Genomic DNA, 18,526 nt, shown 5'->3' on the forward strand with positions numbered 1-18,526 from the left:
CACTCAGTGCACGGCTTTTTATAGTATAAAAGGCTAGTTATTATTTACTAGCTGCATAGTTTTCAGAAACTTTATCCCAGTTGATCACACTGAAAAATTCTGAAATGTATTCAGGTCTCCTATTTTGATAGTGCAAATAGTAAGCGTGCTCCCAAACATCCAATCCTAAAATTGGATATCCTCCGCAACCTACGCCAGGCATAATGGGATTGTCTTGGTTTGGGGTTGAGCAAATTTCAACTTTGCCTCCTTTGTGAACACAAAGCCAAGCCCATCCAGATCCAAATCTGGAAGCTGCAGCTGCACTGAATTTTTCTTTAAAGGCATCGAAAGAACCAAAAGCCTCATCGATTGCGGAAGCCAACTCACCAGATGGAGTTCCTCCTCCGTTCGGTGACATAACTTCCCAAAAAAGACTGTGGTTAAAAAATCCTCCACCGTTGTTTCTAACTGCAGTATTGGACATATCCAAATTAGATAGGATATCCACAATTTCTTTACCTGCCAAATCAGTCCCTTCGATTGCGGCATTCAACTTAGTAGTATAGCCATTGTGGTGCTTGGTATGGTGGATTTCCATGGTCCTTGCATCTATATGAGGTTCCAATGCATCGTATGCATAGGGTAATTTAGGTAATTCAAAAGCCATAATATTATGTTTTTTTAGGTTATTAATCAATTTACGTAAAAATAAGAGTTTTAACATTTATATTCCGCTAAAACCATGTTAACATCAGGTAAGGAATCCTTATTTTGCATGAAAAAGGTTTTTGGAGGGCTCCAATTTTAAAATATACAGTGCATCTGCAGGTTCGGGCAAGACCTATGCCCTTGCCAAAACCTACCTTACCTTATTGCTTTCCAATGATTCTGCGATAAAATTCCGCCAGATTTTGGCCATAACGTTCACCAATAAGGCAGTGGACGAAATGAAGACCAGAATATTGGAAAACCTGTTCGCTTTTGGTCAGGACCAGGTTCCCGAAAAGCAGAAAAGTCTGTTCCAATCCCTTTGCGATGAACTCTCCCTTACCGAAGAGCAATTGCGACAACGGTCCCAACTTATTCTAAAGCGAATTCTGCACAACTATTCCTTTTTTGAGATTTCGACCATTGATAAGTTCAACCACAAAATCATAAAAACTTTTGCCCGCGATCTTCACCTATCCCAAAATTTTGAGGTGGAGCTCAATCTCGACCTATTATTGGAAGAAGCCGTGGGAAGATTACTGGAGCGAGCCGGCAACGATGAAAAGCTCACCGAAGTACTGATTGCCTTTTCGCTCGAAAAAATTGATGATGACAAAAGCTGGAACATTACTTATGACCTTATAGAAATAGGAAAACTCCTCTTCCAAGAAAATCATGCAGCGCACATAAACCCATTGCGGGAAAAATCTATCGGAGATTTTCAGGACATCCAAAAACAGATAGCATCAGAAAGCAAGGCCATTGAGGAAAAAGTGGTACAACTAGCTCAAAATGTGCTCCAGGAAATACAGCAACAAGGGTTTGATTTTGCCGATTTTCCCAGAAAAACCTTGCCCAATCATTTTAAAAAAATGGTTGATGGGGAGTTCAGTCCGAAAAACCTATATACAAGCAAAACCCTGGAACCCAACTTGGTCGATGGTAAATTGCTCAAGGCAAGCGACAAAAGGGACATTACCACATTGGCAACAACTATTTTGGAAAACTATCTCTCCATAAAACGACTTGTTTATCGACATGCCTACCTCCAAAATATGTACGGCAATATGGTGCCAATGACGGTCTTGAACGAAATCGCCAAGGAAATCAAGAACATTGAATTGGACAGGGACATTATTCCTATTTCTTCCCTGAACGCGATTCTCTCCAAGGAAATCAAAAATCAACCGGTACCTTTCATTTATGAACGCATGGGCGAAAAATACCGGCATTATTTTATTGATGAGTTCCAGGATACCTCCAAAATGCAATGGGAAAACCTAGTGCCGCTTATAGGGAATGCCCTGGAAAGCGAGGATGAAAAGCATGAGCGTGGCTCCCTCTTTTTGGTAGGTGATGTAAAACAGGCCATTTATCGCTGGCGTGGAGGACGTGCCGAACAGTTCCTGGACTTGATCAATGGAAAATCGCACCCATTTGTGGTGGAACCGAGCACCTATTCGTTGGATACCAACTGGAGGAGTTGTGATGAAATCGTGGACTTCAACAATAGTTTTTTCACGGAAATGGCGCCTGTGCTCGGCAATGAGGATTATCGCAACCTTTTTTTAAAAGATTCCCATCAAAAAACAAACAACAAGCCTGGAGGTTATATTCAAATGTCCTTTTTGGATGCAGATGCAGAAGATAAGGATGACGTCTACTGCGATGAAACCTTGAAAGCAGTTCAGCATATTGTTTCGGAAAACTATGCTTATTCAGATATCTGTGTATTAGTGCGGGACAATAAAAAAGGAATGCTGCTGGCAGATTTTTTGGCGCAGCAGAACATTCCCATCATTTCTTCGGATGCACTTTTATTGGCAAAGAATGAGAAAGTCATCTTTTTGGTATCGATTCTCCGAGTTTTTGAAAATGTAAAAGATAGGGAGGCAGCATACCATATATTAATGTATCTGTCCCCCAATGAAAATGGCAAGCACAGCTTCATCAACAAACATTTGGATGACATTGAAACTTTCTTGGCCTCGGAATACAACTTCCATATAAATGAACTGAAAGGAGCGCCTGTATTGACCATCATGGAAACCGCCATTGTGCAATTTGAGCTTTATCATGGCTCCGTGGCACACATCTCATTTTTGATGGACGAAGTGCTTGATCTGGAAAAAAGAGAAGGACCCAGCGTATATGCCTTCCTTACTTATTGGGAGGTAAAAAAGGAATCCCTGTCCATTGCCGCTCCCGATGGTGTGGATGCCGTAAAAATCATGACCATTCACAAAGCCAAGGGCCTTGAGTTTCCTTTTGTGATTTTCCCTTTTGCCAATGCCGTTCTGGACGATAAACGGAAGAAGAAGAAAACTTGGGTTCCGGCCACCACCAAGGATGAGGCTTTGGGGTTGGATGAGTTCCTGATCAACAACAATAAGGATATGTTGGAATACAACGAGGTGGCCCAACAAAAATATATGGCCGAAGAGCAAAAAACCTTGCTGGATTCCATGAACGTGCTCTATGTGGCGCTGACCCGTCCCGTTAAAGGGCTCTTTATAATTACCGAAAAACCCAAGAAAGATATTGCTGCCGTTGAGGCAGCTGCATCCTACTCGGACCTTTTCCAATGGTACGTGCAGCAAAAGAAGATTTCCGAAAACGAAAGTGGGACTTACACCGTTGGAACTTTTCCATCAAAAGAGGTGGCGATCTCTTCTTCGGAATCAACCCAGAACTACATATACTATGTTACCCGACCCAAAGATGATGAAGGATTCAGGATTTCCACAAAATCCGGCCGCTTGTGGGACGATGAACGGATTGAAGCCATTGAAATGGGAAATGTAATCCACTTTGCTTTGAGCCAAATTGAAACCATAAACGACGTTAATGCCGTTTTGGAACGTTTGGAAATTGAGGGGCATTTTCCACAAGAAGCGGCCAGCGACATCAAACAAAAAATAATGGCTGTTGTGAACCATCCCAAATTGAAGGATTTGTTCTTGGAAGACCTTCAAGTATTGAATGAAAGGGAAATCTTGACCACGGATGGGCATTCCCTTCGTCCCGATAGAATTGTTATTTCAGGAAATGAAGCCACCATCATTGATTACAAAACAGGAAAACCATCGCCCAAGCACAAGGAACAGATTACCAACTACGCCGATATTTTAAGAGATATGGATTTTCAAATCAAACAATCGGTTATTGTTTATATTGACCAAAAAATAGACCCTATTTTTGTATAAAGTTATTTAAAGATATGTACGGAAAAATAAAAGAGCATTTGGCCCAAGAACTGGAAGCGATCAAAGAAGCTGGCCTATTTAAAAAAGAACGAATTATCACCTCCCCACAAGGGGCGGTCATAAAAATCTCCACGGGAGAGGAAGTGATCAATTTTTGTGCCAACAACTATCTGGGACTGTCTTCCCATCCAGATGTGATCCAAGCCGCCAAAGACACCATGGACACTCATGGCTTTGGAATGTCTTCGGTACGCTTTATTTGTGGAACCCAGGACATTCATAAAGAATTAGAAAAGAAAATCGCCGACTTCTACGGAACGGAGGATACCATATTATACGCGGCAGCCTTTGATGCCAACGGAGGGGTTTTTGAGCCATTGCTCACTGCAGAAGATGCCATTATCTCCGATTCCTTGAACCATGCCTCCATTATTGACGGCGTTCGTTTGTGCAAAGCAAAGCGCTACAGATACGCCAACAACGATATGGCCGACCTTGAGGAAAAACTCAAACAAAGTAATACCGATGGTGCACGATTCAAAATAATCGTGACCGATGGTGTGTTCTCCATGGACGGCTTGTTGGCTCCTTTGGACAACATATGTGACCTAGCGGATAAATATGATGCCATGGTTATGATCGACGAATGCCATGCCGCCGGTTTTATTGGCGAAACAGGTCGCGGAACATTGGAAGAAAAAGATGTTATGGGCCGAATCGATATTATCACCGGTACATTGGGTAAAGCACTGGGCGGCGCCATGGGCGGTTATACTACAGGTAAAAAAGAAATTATCGAGATGTTACGCCAACGCTCCAGACCTTATTTGTTCTCCAACTCGTTGGCACCTGCCATCGTTGGTGCATCCATCAAGGTTTTTGACATGCTTGATACGGACACGACTTTGAGGGATAAGTTGGAAAGCAACACGGAATACTTCAAAAAAGGAATGAAAGAGGCTGGCTTTGACATTATTGACGGTGATTCCGCCATAGTACCAGTAATGCTCTACGATGCGAAGCTTTCACAAAACATGGCGGATATGCTTTTGGAGGAAGGGATCTACGTGATTGGATTCTTCTATCCGGTAGTCCCAAAAGACAAAGCAAGAATCAGGGTACAGCTTTCAGCAGCCCACGAAAAGGAACATTTAGACCGAGCAATAAAAGCCTTCGTTAAAGTAGGAAAATCGTTAAATGTCATCTAAATTCGATGAAATGCAGTAATTCTTCTGGCAAATGAGTCAAAAAAAAAGAAATTTAGATTTTGTTAATAAGTCTTAACAACTTACATTTGCTGCTGATAAACACTTAAACTTAAAATTTTGAGCATGAAACATCTTAGCAAATTATTGGTTGTTGCTCTTGTATTTGTAGGGTTCAACAGCATACAAGCGCAAGACGAAAATAATCCCTGGCAAGTTAGCATTGGGGTGAATGCGATAGACACTTATCCTACTAACGATAGTAACAACCCTCTTTCAAGTACTACATTGTTCGATGAGTACTTTAACGTATCAGATCACTGGAACATTTTGCCTTCTGTATCCTATGTAGGCGTTTCCAAGTACATCGGAGATGGTTTTTCTGTTGGAGCTAGAGGTTCCTTGAACAGAATCGAAAAAATAGGAGATGCATCTGTTGATGATTTGTCTCACTACGCCATTGATGGTACAATTAAGTACAACTTCCTTAAAAACACTACAATCGATCCTTTCGTAGAAGTAGGTGGTGGTTATACTTGGATAGACGAAATTGGTGCCGGTACCGTAAATGGTGGTGTTGGTGTTAACCTTTGGTTTTCTGACAACCTAGGTTTCACACTTCAAACACAATACAAGCACGCTTTCGAAGATTACTTGGTTAAGCATTTCCAACATATGGCTGGTATCAGCATTAAGTTTGGTGGTACTGACACTGATGGTGACGGTATCTACGACAAAGACGATGCTTGTCCAGAAGTTGCTGGTCTAGAGGCATTTAACGGATGTCCTGATTCTGACGGTGACGGTATCGAAGATGCTAAAGATGCTTGTCCTAACGAAGCTGGTTCTAAAGAAATGAACGGATGTCCTGATGCTGACGGTGACGGTGTTGCCGATAAAGATGACGCTTGTCCAAGCACTCCAGGTCTTCCTGCTCTAGCTGGTTGTCCTGATGCTGACGGTGACGGTGTTGCTGATAAAGATGATGAGTGTCCTAACGAAGCTGGTCCTGCTGAAAACGACGGATGCCCTTGGCCTGATGGTGATGGCGACGGAGTTCTTGACAAAGACGATCAGTGTCCAGAAATTGCTGGTACTGTTGCTAACAACGGTTGTCCAGAAGTAACTGAAGAAGTTCAAAAACAATTGAACGATTACGCTAGAACTATCTTGTTCGATACTGGTAAGTCTTCTATCAAAGCAGAGTCTACTTCTGTAATGGTTGACATCATCCAAATCTTGAACGAGTATCCTAACGCTAAGTTTACTGTTGAAGGTCACACTGACAGCGTAGGTAGCGAAAGCTTGAACCAGAAACTTTCTGAAGAAAGAGCTAACTCTGTTAGAGATTTCTTGATCGACAAAGGAATCGATGCTGATAGACTTTCTGCTATCGGTTACGGTGAGGCTAAGCCAATCGCCACTAACAACACAAGAGCTGGTAGAGCACAAAACAGACGAGTTGAAATCAACTTGATCAAATAATAAAAGAAACAAAGTTTTCTTTAAAAAGGCTCCGCAAATGCGGGGCCTTTTTTATTTTTAATCCATGCACGATACTTTCCTTGAATATGTACTGGATGACCTCCTTAAAAAGAAGCTGGATATTACCCAATGCACCTTTGTACTGCCCAGTAAACGATCGGGGACCTTTTTAAAAAAACATATCGCCAATAGGCTGGAGAAAAACATATTTAGTCCAGAAGTAGTATCCATTCAGGAATTCATCGGAAAATTATCAGATTTAAATCAGGCCTCCAATATTGATTTGTTGCTCCTTCTCTTTAAGGTTTACAAACAATCCGAGATAAAGGAATCAGATGATTTTGCGTCCTTTATCACTTGGGGACAAACCTTGTTGCAAGACTTCAATGAAATTGATGGCTATCTGATACCGGCCACCGATATTTTGAATTATTTATCCGCTATCAAGGAAATCAACCATTGGTCCACTAGCAAGGAAAAATCAGAGCTAGTAGAGAACTATCTACAACTTTGGAAAAACCTGGAAACCATATACAATGATTTTTATGATGCCCTGCTCGAACAAAAAAGAGGCTATCAAGGATTGATCCAACGGGAAGCCGTCAAGGTTATTCAAAGTGGTGATTACAAAGAAACAAGTGCCAACCCAATTGTATTTATTGGTTTCAACGCCTTGAACGCCGCAGAATCCACTATTGTTCAATATTATCTAGAACAGGGCAACTCCCACATCTATTGGGACATCGATTCCTATTTTTTAAACGATCCTTTGCACGATGCGGGTTTATTTATCAGGGATTACCAATACAATTGGCCTTACTACAAGCACGGGCACAACATAGAGCCACAGGACAATTTTCTTCAAAATAAGAATATCACAATCACTGGGGTCCCTAAAAGTATCTCACAGACCAAATATGTGGGTCAACTGTTGCAAGAAATAGGGGAGAAAGAAGAAATCGATCTTAGCAAAACCGCTTTGGTCCTAGCTGATGAAACCTTGCTGAACCCTATGCTCAATGGAATTCCAAGCAGCATACCTGAAGTTAACATTACTATGGGAATGCCATTGAACAAAACGGTGCTGTATTCCTTTTTTATGAACTTTTTGGAACTGCACCTCAACGTTTCTGAGCGAGGCTGGTTTTTTAAGCGGGTATTGGAATTTATCTCCAACCCCTACACACTCACCCTGTCCAACGAAGCGCAAGAAAACTTTGCGCAACGTATGTCCAAGGATATTAAAGAAGCCAACCTGCTTTACATCAATTCAGAAACGCTCGAAAAATATCCAAAGGCAAAAGCATTGTTGTCGATTATTTTTCCTGAAGGAACCATCAGCCCATTGGATTGGATAAACAACTGTCTGTTGCTCATAGAACGATTGAAAATCATCTATCAAGAAGAAAAAAATACGCTGGAACTGGAATATCTATATCGATTCTATGCGCTCTTCAACCAGTTGGGCCAATATTTGGACAAGGTCGATTTTATGGGCGAGCTTAAATCCATCAAAAATCTATTCAAACAATTGGCCCATATGGAAACACTGGATTTTATTGGCCAGCCATTAACGGGCTTTCAAATTATGGGAATGTTGGAGAGTAGAAACCTGGATTTTGAAACGGTGATCATTACCTCCGTGAACGAGGGGATTCTCCCTTCTGGAAAATCCAACAATTCCTTTATTCCGTTTGATGTAAAACGCGATTATGGCCTTCCCACTTACAAAGAAAAGGATGCCATCTATGTGTACCATTTTTATAGACTGATCCAGAGAGCGAAGAATATCTTCATCACCTATAACACCGAACCCGATGTACTGGAAGGTGGGGAAAAGAGCCGATTGATCACACAGTTGCTGACGGATAAAAACCTAAAAAACAACATTACCCATACCATAGCCACACCCAAGATTTCCATTGACCCCAAACCACTTATCCAAATTGAAAAGGACGGCCAGTTTATGGAAGATTTAAAAGCATTTGCGCAAAAAGGTTTTTCTCCCACCTCATTGACCAATTACATCAAAAACCCGATTGATTTCTACATCAGGAATATGCTTAAGATCAACGATTTGGAGGAAGTGGAGGAAAATATTGCGGCCAATACCTTCGGGACCATTATTCACGATAGTTTGGAGCAACTGTACAGCTCCTTCATTGACCATCTGTTGACGGAAGAAAACATCAAATCCCTAAAAAAACAAGTCCCCGAAGTGGTGCAACATCATTTTACCGAGAAACTTTCCGGGGTAGATGTTTCCAAGGGAAAATTCTTGTTGGTGTACAATGTTATCCTGAAATACCTTACTAACTTTTTGGACGATGAGCTCCAACAGCTGAAGCACCACGAAATCAAAATATTGGCGCTCGAGGAACGCTACGAAGAATTTATTACAGTGCCCGGGATTGACTTTCCCATCAAATTAAAGGGCACTTTGGACCGCGTGGACGAATTTGACGGCACCGTACGCATTATTGACTACAAAACGGGCAAGGTAGAGGCCAAAAATGTAAAAATAACGGATTGGGAAGCCCTCATCACGGATTATGATAAGAGCAAAGCCTTTCAATTGCTCTGTTACGCCTACCTCTATTCCAAAAAATATGGTACTAGCGACGTACAGGCAGGAATCATCTCATTTAAACATTTGGGCAAAGGATTGTTTCCCTTTTCAGAGGACAAGGATACCCGAATACATGCGGATACCCTTGCAACCTTTGAAAATTTTTTGTTCCGATTGATAAGTGAAATCTGCAATGAAGCAGTTCCCCTAACTGAAAAAATAGATTGATTATTTCAAATCCGGACGTGTGGGGCGCACCTCTATCTTACTTGGCAAGGTACGTGGGTGCATCGTGAGCAGATCAATGACCAATTTACCAATATCCTCCGGCTGAATCTTCCATGCATCCTTATCCGATGGTTCGTTGTTGTTGAAATGACTTGCCACCGAACCGGGCATAATGGTGGTAACTTTAATGTTGTACTGTCTCAAATCCAGCATAGCGGCCTGCGTAAAACCGACCACACCAAACTTCGTGGCGTTGTAACCCGCTGCGGTAGGGAAAAAGTTGGTTCCCGCCAAGCTGGCCAAGGTCATATAGTACCCTTCGGATTTTTTCAAGGCATCCACGGAGGCTTTTAGCGTGTGGTATACCCCGTTCAAGTTGGTATCGATCATTTGATGCCATTTCTCGTCTTCCAATTCATCTATCGGGGCAAAATGCCCTACGCCCGCATTGGCCATTACCACATCCAACTGTCCCCATTTATCGAGAATGGCGGCTACGGCCTTTTTCTCATCTTCCAATTTGGACACGTCGGACACCAATCCCAATACATTGTCTGGATTGTTCAAGCCTTTTACGGCGGCATCGGCACTTTCTTGACTACGTCCACTAACGGCCACCTTCATGCCCTGTTCCAACAAGCTTTCGGCAATTCCGTATCCAATGCCTTTTGTTCCTCCTGTGATGTATGCTACTTTTCCTTCTAGTTTCATGTTGATTTTGTTTTGAAGTAAAGTTCAAAAAAGCAGTGGCCAAATACAAAAAATCCATCCTAAAGGATGGTTAATGTTTAAGGGTTGTTCAAACTATTATTGCCTTTCTTGAAAAATGGTACATTTATGATAAATGATGCTAGAAAAAGGAAGGGCTCCTTGGGTCCAGAGGTGATTTAAGATATAAATTGAGGAATAGCGTACAAACAACTAAAATGGGCGTCAGCAATAATCAAAACCAAAGAACCCGAACACGTATTGGAGTTGCGATTCTATTGACGATTGCCGCAATCCATGCATTTAGGGTTGGAAGTTATTTGTCTGGGAACGCATATAAGTATTATTATAGTTTTGCCTCGGACATCATGATACCTTTCGCAGCTTATTTTTCGCTGTGGATGAACGAAATTCAATTCCGGTTTCTTAGAAAATGGTATATAAAGGTAATTATCTGTTTTTGTGTGATGACCTTTAGTGAAATCATGCAATATTTTGGTATTTACTTTTTTGGTTCAACGTTTGATTGGATTGATATTCTTATGTATGCATTGGGCTCGTTAACTGCTGCTTTTTTGGACAAACAGATTTTAGAAAGATTAATGCCATTTTTAAAATATGATACTTTAGATAACTAAATTTAGCCTTCAGATGTTTTAACCCACTTTGATATTCTTGTATCCTAGGCCAATAAAAAATCAAACAATTCATCAACCCCACCGAAACCCATATCGTCCCGAACATTGCCACTCCCCAGCGGTTACAGGAATATGGCGTGGGAATTTTTGAGGCCATACCTACCAAATCTGCCCTTAAAAAAGCGCTAAAGAAAAAGCACATTACCGTAGATGGGGTTATTGCCTCCACAGCAACCTTGATCAACGGTGGAGAACACATCACGCTCCGTATTCCAACAGAAACAAAGCCAAAAAAGCAGCTCGATTTTCCGTTAAAAGTCTTGTTTGAGGACGAATATCTCGCGGCCGTGCACAAACCTGCCGGTATCGAAGTAAGTGGCAACAAGTTCAAGACCTTGGCCAATGCCCTGCCACAAAACCTGGGGCCCAGTCAGCTTTCGGGCGCTACAACACCACAACCTGTTCACCGATTGGATTATGCCACAACGGGCATTGTGTTGGTAGGCAAAACCAACAGCAGCATCCGCGCTTTGAACAAAATGTTCGAGGATAAGTTTATTTCTAAAACCTACTACGCGGTTACTATTGAGAATATGAAGCAAAGCGGAACCATCACTGCCGAAATAGACGGGAAACCATCCCATTCGGAATATAAAGTACTCGAGTCCGTGCCCTCGCAACGTTTCGGGACACTGAATTTGGTGGAATTACACCCAAAAACAGGCAGAAGACACCAATTGCGAAAGCATTTGCACGGTTTGGGAAATCCCATTCTCGGAGATAAGGATTATGCTTTGGAGGGCTTGCTTTTAAAAGGCAAAGGTTTGTACCTGCATGCCTATGCACTGGAATTTGAGCATCCTTTTACCAACGAGCACATCCATATAACGGATGAATTACCAAGGAAGTTCAAGAAGATATTTTCAACATATTAGCACTTACATTGAAGTATCTCCAACTGCCGCAAGTTGATATCCTATAAAGAAGTATATTTAAGGGATATAAGGAAAGTTCCATCTTCCCATGATTAAGTAAGTTATAAGCACAAATGATCAAGCTTTTTTCAATAAACAAAAAAAATAAAATTCATCATTTAATAGAAGTTGATAATGAGTTCATTATACAAGAAGATGAATTCCTTAGATTGGAGTTCGGGAATGGATTCGATTGGATAAAACATAGTTTTACTTGTGTCGATTGTAAAGCCTTTCTTGAATCGTTAATGGACCCTAGCACTGCTTTTAATTGGTATTTGAAATCTGAACAAGGAGTTTATGTGCTTGATTCCTCTGTTTTCAAAAAAAAGGAACAATTTGAAAACATCTTTGAAAGTCGGGTTTCCAAGGAATTTACGGGAGTTAGATTAAAGCTCAGGAAAATACCTGATAACCGAGTTGAGTTAATAAAACTAATGGCTAATAAAGAGAAGGAACAAGAATTTAAGCATTGTGCTGAGCTTAAAGATGCTGCAAAAATTGCCGAACGTCAGTAATTAATAGGTTGCATGGTTAACTGTACAATCATTTTACTCTACTTAAACTCCCCTAGAATTCATTAACAACCTCTCACACCCAACAACCAAATTATTTCTTACTTTGCATGGGTGAACAAATCTTTAGACCATCTGCCCCCATCCAAACAAAAGGAACTGGGCCTCCTGACCACCCTACTATCCTCCTTCAAGGAAGTGGAAATGGTGCTGCTCTTTGGCAGCTACGCACGGGGCAATTGGGTGGAGGACACCTATGTGGAAAAAGGCATCACCTACGAGTACCGGAGCGACTACGACATTTTGGTAGTGCTCACCCATGAGGACCTGAAACAAAAGTTTCGGATAGAGGACAAGGTAAAGCAAGAACTGATCACCACCGGAAAGATAAGCACACCTGTAAACATCATATTCCACGGCATAAAACACCTGAACCAAGCCCTGCGCCTTGGCAATTACTTTTTTAAGGACATTAAAAAAGAGGGGGTTGTGCTGTACAACTCGGAAAAGTTTGAGCTGGCCACGCCCAAGGTATTGACGCCACAAGAGAGCCAACAAAAGGCACAGGAACATTTTGACCAGTGGTTTACGAGTGCCAGTGATTTTCTAATAGATTTTAAGCATGCCTTTGATAGAAAAAGTCTTCATAAAGCAGCTTTTTACCTGCATCAAGCCACTGAACAGTTTTACACCACCATATTATTGGTGTTCACGGATTACCGCCCCAAAGACCACAATTTGGAGACCTTGGGCATAAAAGTGGACATGTGTGACCAAAGGTTTGCCGTTTTTCCAAAACAGACCGAAGAAGAACAAAGGTTGTTTGAGCTGTTGAAGCGCGCCTACATAGATGCCCGCTACAAAATGGAGGAATACCACGTTACTCGAGCCGATCTGGAGTATTTATCGGCCAAGGTAGCGGAGTTACAACACCTGACCGAGGGCATCTGCCTTGAAAAAATCAAGGAGATCGGGGAGGGGTGAAAGTACAGCGAAAAAAATTACCATACTTGGGCCTAGCCTACCCTTGTGATGGTATATGCCGAGGAAAGTTGATTAAATAAACAGGTTGGCAACAATTTGAATGAACCGAACACTGAATTTCATATTACTTCTTTTGATTCCAGTTTTTTCTTTTGGACAAGAAAAAGATTTCTATGATTTGGATAATTCGTACCACAAAATTTTTGAGAATAATAAAGTAAAGTCATTAAAAGTTTTTACAAAGGAATTTGACAAAAATGGAGATATTAAAGAAGACTATGTTGAGCTAATTCAAAACTTCGCAAAAAATGGAGATATAGTCTGGGAAAAAGAATTTTATGATGACTCAACAGCAGCTTGGGAAGTCAATTATAAATATAATGACAACCATCAAACTATTCGAACTGAATGGACTTGGCTAGACGAAAATGACCAAGACCTTACAGAATACGAATATGATTCTGACTATAGACTTATAAAAAGTCGGGACTATTATAAAAGTTCAAACTCAACTGAGTTTTTATTAGAAGAATCTCAAAACTACCATTACGAAAACAATCGAGTAAGTAAGGTCACTAACCTTGACAACGAAATAGAGTTTTTCTATAAAAAGAAAGGGGAAATGATATTTGGATTTACAGCTAATAACGAACTAAAGTACAAGTATAAAAATGGTGAATTTGTTTATCAAAGTCTGGATTCAATCATTTTTCAATATGAACGAAACAAAATAGGTCAGATTTTGAAAACCATAAAGACTGACAAAAAAGGAATTGTGCTCAGCCAAAGTTTTTACGAATATTCTAATGGACTTTTAATGAAAGTTATTTCTAAAGATAGAGATGGAAATTTGATATGGAAAAAAGAATATCAATATGAATATTATGAATAAAAAACTTTTGCCAACAATGTGTAACCGCCATTGCTAGTGATTATTAATCCAATGAAAAGGATTACAAAAAACTATATATTTATAATTGAAAAAGCTTAAACCGAAAAGCTCGCAACTGCGGTTATACGGTATCGTTGTAGGCAATGTTGAAAAAATGACAAACGCGGAATTCAAATCTGAAATTAACCGACTTTTGAAACCTCTCGGATTCAAAAAAAAGGGAAATAAATGGATATCGCAAACAGAAGAGTTAGAGAAAATTATTGAGCTTCAAAAATCCAATTACAGTAACAGCTACTACCTAAATTATGGATTTAATTTTAAGGACTTGGACTATAAAAAAGTTACAATGCACATTTGGAATCGATTGGACTCTTTTAAACGGAAGGAAAACGACCTGTTGATAAGGACATTAGATTTAGAAAACTCACTTGAATCAATCGAACGGTACCAAAATCTAGAGCATTTCATTAACAACTTGCTTTTGCCTAAAATTAACGGAATTAATCAAAAAGAAGACGTTATAAAGGAACTGAAAACAAGAAAACACCTGAATGACATATTCTTACCAGTAAAACGACATTTGAATTTAAATACGGAATAATAAACACTGCCTACAACACTAGCTAAAATTCATTGTTTCCTCCTGCCTTAAGCTAAATTCCCTACTTTTAAGAAAACAAGCAACCAAAAGGAATGCCTTCGGAACGCTCTAGCCTTACCCCTAGTAGAAAAACTCTCGATATACTTTACTTCCCAATCCATTGCGATTTTTGTGTATTTGGACCTGCCACCATTGTGTCGGCTTATTCTATCTTCCAAATTCTGACAATGTCCAACATAAAACTTATCGATGGATTGGCTATATAATATGTAAACAAAATATTCCATAAAAAAAGCACCCCTTTTATGAGGTGCTTTTAAGAATTTAGTGGAGAATACCGGATTCGAACCGGTGGCCTTTCCGAATGCCTTCGGAACGCTCTAGCCATTGATTTCCCCAAACGCAACAACCTCAACAAAAAAAGCACCCCGTTTATGAGGTGCTTTTAAGAATTTAGTGGAGAATACCGTCCCGATATATATCGGGAGAACGGTGGCTTTTCCGAATGCCTTCGGAACGCTCTAGCCTTTATCTTCAGAAATGAGAAATTCAATGTACTTTCTACTTTTTTTTCTTTTGATCTCCCTTTCCCTCTCCATAGCTCTGCCCCTTGTAGAAAAACTCTCGGTATACTTTACTTCCCAATCCATAGCGATTTTTGTGTATTTGGACCTGCCACCATTGTGTCGGTTTATTCTATCTTCCAAATTCTGACAATGTCCAACATAAAATTTATCGATGGATTGGCTATATAATATGTAAACAAAATATTCCATAAAAAAAGCACCCCAAATGAGGTGCTTTTATTCGTTTTAAACGCAATACCTTGCGCTTGATCGTGGAGAATACCGGATTCGAACCGGTGGCCTTTCCGAATGCCTTCGGAACGCTCTATCCTTTGATTTCCCCCAAATACAACAACCTCAACAAAAAAAGCACCCCGTTTATGAGGTGCTTTTAAGAGTTTAGTGGAGAATACCGGATTCGAACCGGTGGCCTCTTGCCTGCCAGGCAAGCGCTCTAGCCAACTGAGCTAATCCCCCAAAGTGAGCGCAAAATAACTACTTTTTTCCGAAAGTATCAAAAATTGCGCCGCTTCCTTAATCTTTTTTAACGCTAAGTACCAGTACGGGTATCTTTACAAAGAATTCCGACTTTGGTATCGTGTTCTTTTCCCATAGTTTTTTAAAGAACCCACGCTTTCTACGGAATACGCACAACATATCCGGGTGTTCCTTTTGGAAATATTCCGTTACTCCCAAATACGTGGTTCCGTTTTCGGTAATGGACAAATGTGAGCTTAAATCCATTAGAGCCGTGTTCACCTTAAGATCGTCCTCCGTATATCCAGGTCTCTTTACCAACAACAGACTTACTTCTGACCTAAATTTGTTTTTGATCATAACCAATGGGGTCAAAATACTGCTTCGCTTTAAGATTCCAGACCCAAACGCGGTCAATATCTTTTTTATAGGTGTAAAAGTTGTTCCCTTGGGGACAATCAATGTAGGTATCTCGGTTTGTTTTATGATCCTGCCCGAAGTATTGCCCAAGTAAAGTTCTTCTTGAATATCGTTACTTCTGGGTGCAATAATGATCAGGTCTATTCCAAGTTCCTTGTTGATGCTCTTTAGACCATCAATGATATCACCATTGTACGTGGCCATTTTTATCTGCACCCCTTTGGTGTCCACTTGGTCTATCACCTCTTTTAAGTGTTCCTTGCTGCTCTTGGCCACCTTTTCTTCAACATTGGCCAAGCTTCCTACGGCCGTAGTTACATTAAACACATCCATTACATAGACCTGCGCTCCAAAATTTGAGGCAAAGTCAACAGCGTATTGCAATGTTTGGGAAGAATCTGGAGAAGTTCCAATGGGTACAAGTATATTGTTCATGGTTTGGTGATTACGATTAAACCTTAAATTTACAATTTAATTGAAACGAATCAATGATAAGACGTGCAAAGATATCTGAAATACCCGATATCTTGACCATAACCCAGGCTTGTGCCAAAAAAATGCAGGAGAACGGTATTTTTCAATGGAACGAGCACTATCCGTCCGAAGAGGCGTTCATCAAAGACATTGAACGGGATGAACTTTTTGTGATAGAAGAAAATAACGCCGTTCAGGGTACCATCGTCATTTCCACTGTAATGGATGAAGAATACAAGCCCATACAATGGCTGACCCCAAACGGGAACAGCACCTATATCCACCGCCTTTCGGTTCACCCAGACCTTCAAGGCAAGGGACTGGCCCAACAACTTATGGATTTTGCCGAAAACTTTTCCAAAGAGAAAGGTTTTATCTCTGTGCGCTTGGACACTTTTTCGCAGAACAAAAGAAACCAACGTTTTTACGAACAAAGAGGGTATCAAAAACTCGGCAATATCTTCTTTCCCAAACAAAGCGAGCATCCTTTTCATTGTTATGAATTAGTGCTGTAACTTGCGCCCGATTTGAGCACACAGGTAAATTTTAGGAGCATTAACCAATTGGCAATTCCCGCAACCATTTCGGGCATTGCAGAACCTATCCTTTCCATTACGGATACGGCCATAGTGGGCAATATTCCGGTAGATGGTCTGGAATCGCTTGCGGCAGCCGGAATCGTGGGTTCCTTTTTGTCCATGCTTATTTGGGTACTGGGCCAGACCCGTAGCTCCATTTCCGCCATTATATCGCAATATTTGGGTGCAGGACGACTGGACGAGGTTAAAAATATGCCCGCGCAGGCCATTTTCCTCAACATTCTTTTGAGCATTGTGGTACTGCTCACCACCATTTTCGTGATCGAGGAGATTTTTACGCTCTTCAATGCATCGGGAAAAATCTTGGAATACTGCGTTTCCTATTATTCCATTCGGGTTTGGGGGTTCCCACTCACCCTGTTCACCTTTGCCGTGTTCGGTATATTCCGCGGGTTGCAGAACACTTTTTACCCCATGGTCATCGCTATGCTCGGTGCGGGTCTCAACATCCTGTTGGACTTTGTTTTGGTATACGGAATAGAAGGGTTTGTTCCCGCACTGTATTTGGAAGGTGCGGCGTGGGCCAGTTTAATTGCCCAGGCCATAATGGCCATATTGGCGCTTATTTTATTGGTGAAGAAGACGGACATCAGCATGAAACTGACCTTTCCGCTGAACAAAGAGATCAAGCGACTTATTTTTATGAGTCTTAACCTTTTTGTGAGGACCCTGGCACTCAATGCCGCCTTGATGCTGGCCGTGCGTGAAGCCACCACATTGGGCGACCGCTTTATAGGGGCCCACACCATTGCCGTTAACCTTTGGTTGTTCGCCGCATTTTTTATTGATGGCTACGCCGCAGCGGGCAATAGTATGGGAGGTAAACTGTTGGGCGCTGAGGATTACGATGGGCTATGGAAACTCGCCAAGACCATATTTAAATACGGAATGGTTGTAAGTCTTGCCCTCATGTGCATCGGTTTTATTTTGTATCGCCCCATTGGTCACCTTTTTTCGAATGAGGAAATCGTGCTCAACACCTTCTACAGCATTTTTTATATCGTGATCTTAGGATTGCCCATGAACACTTTGGCCTTTATTTTTGATGGGATTTTCAAAGGCATGGGCGAAATGAAATATCTGCGTAATGTGCTCCTGGCCGCTACCTTTTTAGGGTTTATTCCTTGTCTTTACCTAGGCATGTACCTAGGTCTTGGTTTTTATGCCATTTGGATCGCCTTTGTGGTCTGGATGATGATTCGCGGATTCTCCCTGGTCTGGAAATTTAGAAGAAAGTTCAGACCCTTGGTGCAAAACCCTTAATTTAGTGCCCACAGACATCTGATAATCAA

General features: G+C 41.1%; 17 protein-coding genes and 1 tRNA gene. 12 read left to right on the forward strand and 6 right to left on the reverse strand.

Annotated elements, in window-relative coordinates; all coding sequences use genetic code 11:
• Nucleotides 1–40: 40 nt before the first annotated feature.
• A complete protein-coding gene (locus J0654_RS09910) occupies nt 41–649 on the reverse strand; it encodes a superoxide dismutase (RefSeq protein ID WP_207028458.1) in 609 nt (202 codons plus the stop codon).
• Between the two features lie 121 nt (nt 650–770).
• On the opposite strand from J0654_RS09910, the gene J0654_RS09915 reads away from it, so the two are divergent.
• The 4 genes from J0654_RS09915 (at nt 771) to J0654_RS09930 (ending at nt 9,383) form a co-directional block, all read left to right on the forward strand.
• Nucleotides 771–3,896: a UvrD-helicase domain-containing protein gene (locus J0654_RS09915; RefSeq protein WP_207028460.1), complete on the forward strand. Its 3,126-nt coding sequence runs from the start codon at nt 771–773 to the stop codon at nt 3,894–3,896.
• Nucleotides 3,897–3,910: 14 nt separating this feature from the next.
• The gene (kbl, locus tag J0654_RS09920; RefSeq protein WP_207028462.1) at nt 3,911–5,104 is read left to right on the forward strand and encodes a glycine C-acetyltransferase; all 1,194 of its coding nucleotides are present in this window, start codon (nt 3,911–3,913) and stop codon (nt 5,102–5,104) included.
• 123 nt (nt 5,105–5,227) lie between these two features.
• Nucleotides 5,228–6,586, forward strand: a complete 1,359-nt coding sequence (locus tag J0654_RS09925) for an OmpA family protein (RefSeq protein ID WP_207028464.1) — start codon at nt 5,228–5,230, stop codon at nt 6,584–6,586.
• A gap of 64 nt (nt 6,587–6,650) precedes the next feature.
• Nucleotides 6,651–9,383, forward strand: a complete 2,733-nt coding sequence (locus J0654_RS09930) for a PD-(D/E)XK nuclease family protein (protein WP_207028466.1) — start codon at nt 6,651–6,653, stop codon at nt 9,381–9,383.
• Here J0654_RS09930 and J0654_RS09935 read toward each other — a convergent pair whose 3' ends face one another.
• Nucleotides 9,384–10,094: an SDR family oxidoreductase gene (locus tag J0654_RS09935; protein WP_207028468.1), complete on the reverse strand. Its 711-nt coding sequence runs from the start codon at nt 10,092–10,094 to the stop codon at nt 9,384–9,386.
• Between the two features lie 215 nt (nt 10,095–10,309).
• Here J0654_RS09935 and J0654_RS09940 point away from each other — a divergent pair, with 215 nt between their 5' ends.
• From J0654_RS09940 to J0654_RS09965, 6 genes are all read left to right on the forward strand, one after another.
• A complete protein-coding gene (locus J0654_RS09940) occupies nt 10,310–10,729 on the forward strand; it encodes a hypothetical protein (protein WP_207028470.1) in 420 nt (139 codons plus the stop codon).
• 137 nt (nt 10,730–10,866) lie between these two features.
• A complete protein-coding gene (locus J0654_RS09945; RefSeq protein WP_313783640.1) occupies nt 10,867–11,664 on the forward strand; it encodes an RluA family pseudouridine synthase in 798 nt (265 codons plus the stop codon).
• A gap of 113 nt (nt 11,665–11,777) precedes the next feature.
• Nucleotides 11,778–12,221, forward strand: coding sequence for a hypothetical protein (locus J0654_RS09950; protein ID WP_207028472.1), 444 nt, complete (start codon nt 11,778–11,780; stop codon nt 12,219–12,221).
• Nucleotides 12,222–12,332: 111 nt separating this feature from the next.
• A complete protein-coding gene (locus tag J0654_RS09955) occupies nt 12,333–13,202 on the forward strand; it encodes a HEPN domain-containing protein (protein WP_207028473.1) in 870 nt (289 codons plus the stop codon).
• 100 nt (nt 13,203–13,302) lie between these two features.
• Nucleotides 13,303–14,094: a hypothetical protein gene (locus J0654_RS09960; RefSeq protein ID WP_207028476.1), complete on the forward strand. Its 792-nt coding sequence runs from the start codon at nt 13,303–13,305 to the stop codon at nt 14,092–14,094.
• Between the two features lie 85 nt (nt 14,095–14,179).
• Nucleotides 14,180–14,698: a DUF4304 domain-containing protein gene (locus J0654_RS09965; RefSeq protein ID WP_207028478.1), complete on the forward strand. Its 519-nt coding sequence runs from the start codon at nt 14,180–14,182 to the stop codon at nt 14,696–14,698.
• 47 nt (nt 14,699–14,745) lie between these two features.
• Here J0654_RS09965 and J0654_RS18425 read toward each other — a convergent pair whose 3' ends face one another.
• The 4 genes from J0654_RS18425 to J0654_RS09985 form a co-directional block, all read right to left on the reverse strand.
• The gene (locus tag J0654_RS18425) at nt 14,746–14,985 is read right to left on the reverse strand and encodes a GIY-YIG nuclease family protein (RefSeq protein ID WP_207028479.1); all 240 of its coding nucleotides are present in this window, start codon (nt 14,983–14,985) and stop codon (nt 14,746–14,748) included.
• A 234-nt stretch (nt 14,986–15,219) separates the two neighbouring features.
• Nucleotides 15,220–15,474: a GIY-YIG nuclease family protein gene (locus J0654_RS09975; RefSeq protein ID WP_207028481.1), complete on the reverse strand. Its 255-nt coding sequence runs from the start codon at nt 15,472–15,474 to the stop codon at nt 15,220–15,222.
• 193 nt (nt 15,475–15,667) lie between these two features.
• Nucleotides 15,668–15,741: transfer RNA gene (locus J0654_RS09980), tRNA-Ala, on the reverse strand.
• A gap of 57 nt (nt 15,742–15,798) precedes the next feature.
• On the reverse strand, nt 15,799–16,596 hold the full coding sequence (locus J0654_RS09985; protein WP_207028491.1) for a universal stress protein: 798 nt from the start codon (nt 16,594–16,596) through the stop codon (nt 15,799–15,801).
• A gap of 53 nt (nt 16,597–16,649) precedes the next feature.
• On the opposite strand from J0654_RS09985, the gene J0654_RS09990 reads away from it, so the two are divergent.
• Nucleotides 16,650–17,150, forward strand: coding sequence for a GNAT family N-acetyltransferase (locus tag J0654_RS09990; protein ID WP_207028493.1), 501 nt, complete (start codon nt 16,650–16,652; stop codon nt 17,148–17,150).
• A gap of 12 nt (nt 17,151–17,162) precedes the next feature.
• Complete coding sequence (locus J0654_RS09995) at nt 17,163–18,497, forward strand: MATE family efflux transporter (RefSeq protein WP_207028494.1); 1,335 nt, start codon at nt 17,163–17,165, stop codon at nt 18,495–18,497.
• Nucleotides 18,498–18,526: the final 29 nt, after the last annotated feature.

It is taken from the genome of Flagellimonas profundi, assembly GCF_017313275.1.
In the GTDB taxonomy this organism is placed as follows: domain Bacteria; phylum Bacteroidota; class Bacteroidia; order Flavobacteriales; family Flavobacteriaceae; genus Flagellimonas; species Flagellimonas profundi.